We start from the raw sequence: 237 nt of genomic DNA, 5'->3' as shown, positions 1-237 counted from the left end.
TGCCACCGGAGGGCGCGGGGTAGCGGCGCCCGAGTCGGGCTGGTGGTCTGCGCCGGTCGGGCTGGTCCGACCCGCCCGAGCCGTCCGGTGGGTTCGGGTCGGGGTCGAGCGTGAGCCGGGGTGGTGGGGGTGGTTTCTGGGGTGGGGCGATGAGCAGGCCGGTGTCGGTGTGGAAGGTGAGTCCGTCGGGGTGGGTGGGGTCGCCGGTGAGGGTGAACTCGCCGCGGTGGTGTCCGT

Annotated in this window: 1 pseudogene; it reads right to left on the bottom strand. The window is 74.7% G+C overall.

What is annotated here, in order from left to right:
• Positions 1-237, bottom strand: a pseudogene (locus tag NR112_RS22340) (HNH endonuclease); the annotation flags it as partial.

It is taken from the genome of Terrabacter sp. Ter38 (assembly GCF_024519435.1).
In the GTDB taxonomy this organism is placed as follows: domain Bacteria; phylum Actinomycetota; class Actinomycetes; order Actinomycetales; family Dermatophilaceae; genus Terrabacter.
The sequence above is the reverse complement of the archived record's forward strand: the minus strand, read 5'-3'. Positions and strand labels throughout refer to the sequence as shown.